This window comes from Burkholderia sp. E168m23, from assembly GCF_016586125.1.
Classification (GTDB): Bacteria; Pseudomonadota; Gammaproteobacteria; order Burkholderiales; family Burkholderiaceae; genus Burkholderia; species Burkholderia orbicola.
Genome location: NZ_BCPP01000860.1, coordinates 1 through 3,098, shown reverse-complemented (window position 1 = coordinate 3,098; position 3,098 = coordinate 1). Strand labels below are relative to the sequence as shown.

Here is a 3,098-nt window from a genome sequence, read left to right as displayed (position 1 = left end):
TAACGCATCGCCGCGGCATTGTCGCCGTCGATCGAGCCGAAGTTGCCCTGCCCGTCGATCAGCATGTAGCGCAGCGAGAAGTCCTGCGCCATCCGCACGATCGTGTCGTAGACCGCGGTATCGCCGTGAGGGTGATATTTACCGATCACGTCACCGACGATACGCGCCGACTTCTTGTACGCGCGGTTCCAGTCGTTGTTCAGTTCGTGCATCGCGAACAACACGCGCCGGTGCACGGGCTTGAGGCCATCGCGGACATCCGGGAGGGCACGTCCGACGATCACGCTCATCGCGTAATCGAGATACGAACGGCGCATTTCCTCCTCTAGGGAGGTGGGCAGGGTCTCTTTGGCGAATTGATCCATGTATCCGTATCGTTTCGGAGCGAAGACGGCGAACGCCTTTCGCGTGGGCGCTGCATGCGCAACGCAACGCGAGATTCTAACATGCGCCCATCAGCCGCCAATCCGCCTCCCCCTCTATATGTAAACAGCAAAAATCGCGGTCGCCGCGAATCGGCCGAAATCGCGTGCGACTCGACGTCGCAGGCGGTCGCCCCCGCGTTTCATGCGCACGAGTAAACAACTGCATGCATTCACGCAATTTCGCCGCCCCGCTCTTGACAATCTCTAAAAGTTACGGCAGGCCGGTGTTGCGCATGCACCACAAAGTTGAAGCGATCTTGGGGTGGGGAGGATTTTTTTTCGTAGGAAGGGAACGATATGGCAAAATGCCAACGCACTGAAAGTTAGACGCTGCTCGAAGTCTACACAGAGCGGTGCCGCGTTTTTTGTGCCGCACCAATGTTATACTTCGAGCAATGTATGACTTGTCACCGTCAACAGGCTCGCAGTAAACCTGCGGTAATCTCAATTTCGAGAGGAGAAATATGAATAAACTTTCAAAGCTCGCGTTCATTGCAGCTACCGCAGTTATGGCTGCATCCGCTTCGGCACAGTCGGTGCCGGCGTCGCGTCAAGCCGTCAATGACAACTGGGTGAACGGCACGGGCGAATGGGTGTGGATGAACGGCACGAACGAGCTCTGCTGGCGCGATGCGTTCTGGACGCCGGCCACCGCCAACGCGAAGTGCGATGGCGCACTGGTCGCCCAGGCACCGCAGCCGCCGGTCGCTCCGGTCGCTCCGGCCATCACGAGCCAGAAGATCACGTATCAAGCTGACGCACTGTTCGACTTCGACAAGGCAACGCTCAAGCCGCTGGGCAAGCAAAAGCTGGACGAACTGGCTTCGAAGATCGAAGGCATGAACACGGAAGTGGTCGTCGCAACGGGCTACACGGACCGCATCGGTTCGGACAAGTACAACGACCGTCTGTCGCTGCGCCGTGCGCAAGCCGTGAAGTCGTACCTGGTCAGCAAGGGTGTGCCGGCCAACAAGATCTACACGGAAGGCAAGGGCAAGCGCAACCCGGTTACGACTGGCTGCAACCAGAAGAACCGCAAGCAACTCATCGCCTGCCTCGCACCGGACCGCCGCGTGGAAGTCGAAGTGGTTGGTACGCAGCAAGTGCAGAAGACGACCGTTCCGGCAAACTAAGCCGCGGTTTTCGACTGCTTCAAAGCCCCGCTCCGGCGGGGCTTTTTCATTGACGCCCGTCCAGGCGCTCGCTGGCCTCGTCGTCCGCCCGCTTATATACTCGGGGCTGACGCACCGAAGCACCGCCCTCCTCTCGTAGCCCGTTTGCCGACATGACCAACGCCGATCCGCACGAACTCCAGAAATTCAGCGACCTCGCCCACCGATGGTGGGATCCGAATGCCGAATTCAAACCGCTGCACGACCTGAACCCGGTCCGGCTCGGCTGGATCGACGCGCATGCGCACCTGGCCGGCAAGCGCGCACTCGACATCGGTTGCGGCGGCGGCATCCTGTCCGAATCGATGGCCGGGCTCGGCGCCCAGGTGAAAGGCATCGACCTGTCGACCGAGGCGCTCGGCGTGGCCGACCTGCACAGCCTCGAAAGCGGCATTTCGGTCGAGTACGAGGCGATCGCCGCCGAAGCAATCGCCGCGCGCGAACCGGGCACCTACGACGTCGTCACATGCATGGAAATGCTCGAGCACGTACCGTCGCCCGGCGACATCGTGGCCGCGTGCGCGACGCTCGTGAAACCGGGCGGCTGGGTGTTCTTCTCGACGCTGAACCGCAACCTGAAGTCCTACCTGTTCGCCGTGATCGGCGCGGAATACATCGCGCAAATGCTGCCGAAGGGCACGCACGATTACGCGCGGTTCATCCGCCCGTCGGAACTGGCCGGCTTCGTGCGCGCGACGGATCTGCACATCGTCGAGATCAAGGGCATCACGTACCACCCGATCGGCAAGCGCTTCGCGCTGTCGAACGACACCGACATCAACTACCTGGTTGCGTGCCGTCGCGGCGCGTGACCCTCCACCCGGCATGACGACTCCCCTTTCGACCGCGCGGATCGCAGACGAACCGCGCCTGTTGCACTGCGATGCGGTCCTGTTCGATCTGGATGGCACGCTCGCCGACACGGCGCCCGACCTCGCGGCAGCCGTCAACAAGATGCAGCGCGAGCGCGGCCTGCCCGAAACGTCGCTCGACGTGTTGCGGCCGCTGGCCTCGGCCGGCGCGCGCGGCCTGCTCGGCGGCGCGTTCGGCATCGATCCTCACACGCCCGGCTACGAAGCGATGCGCGACGAGTTCCTGGCCAACTACGCGACCGATCTGTGCGTGCATACGACGCTGTTCCCCGGCATCGGCGACGTGCTCGACGAACTCGATGCGCGCGGCGTACGCTGGGGCATCGTCACGAACAAGGCGATGCGGCTCACCGCACCGCTCGTCGAGCTGCTCGGCCTCGCGCCGCGCGCCGCCTGCGTCGTCGGGGGCGACACAACACCGCACTCGAAACCGCATCCGGCCCCGCTGCTGCATGCCGCCGAGCAACTGACACTCGCGCCCGAGCGTATCGTCTACGTGGGTGACGACCTGCGCGACATCCAGGCCGGCAGCGCCGCGGGCATGGCTACGGTCGCGGCCGCATACGGCTATTGCGGCGACGGTATCGCGCCGGCCGACTGGCAAGCCCAGCACCTCGTCGGCACGACGC

Annotated in this window: 4 protein-coding genes; 3 read left to right on the top strand and 1 reads right to left on the bottom strand. The window is 63.1% G+C overall.

Annotated elements, in window-relative coordinates:
• The coding region (locus JMF90_RS30910) for a DNA gyrase subunit A (protein WP_305790765.1) at positions 1-365 on the bottom strand (365 nt) is incomplete at its 3' end.
• A 524-nt stretch (positions 366-889) separates the two neighbouring features.
• Between JMF90_RS30910 and ompA the strand changes: the two genes are divergently transcribed.
• From ompA to gph, 3 genes are all read left to right on the top strand, one after another.
• Complete coding sequence (ompA, locus tag JMF90_RS30905) at positions 890-1,558, top strand: outer membrane protein OmpA (protein WP_006476579.1); 669 nt, start codon at positions 890-892, stop codon at positions 1,556-1,558.
• A gap of 152 nt (positions 1,559-1,710) precedes the next feature.
• Positions 1,711-2,409 carry a bifunctional 2-polyprenyl-6-hydroxyphenol methylase/3-demethylubiquinol 3-O-methyltransferase UbiG gene (gene ubiG, locus JMF90_RS30900; protein WP_023475819.1) on the top strand — a complete coding sequence of 233 codons (699 nt, stop codon included), beginning with the start codon at positions 1,711-1,713 and terminating at the stop codon, positions 2,407-2,409.
• A 13-nt stretch (positions 2,410-2,422) separates the two neighbouring features.
• Positions 2,423-3,098, top strand: a 676-nt coding sequence (gene gph, locus JMF90_RS30895; protein ID WP_201325864.1) for a phosphoglycolate phosphatase, incomplete at its 3' end; no start/stop codon positions are given.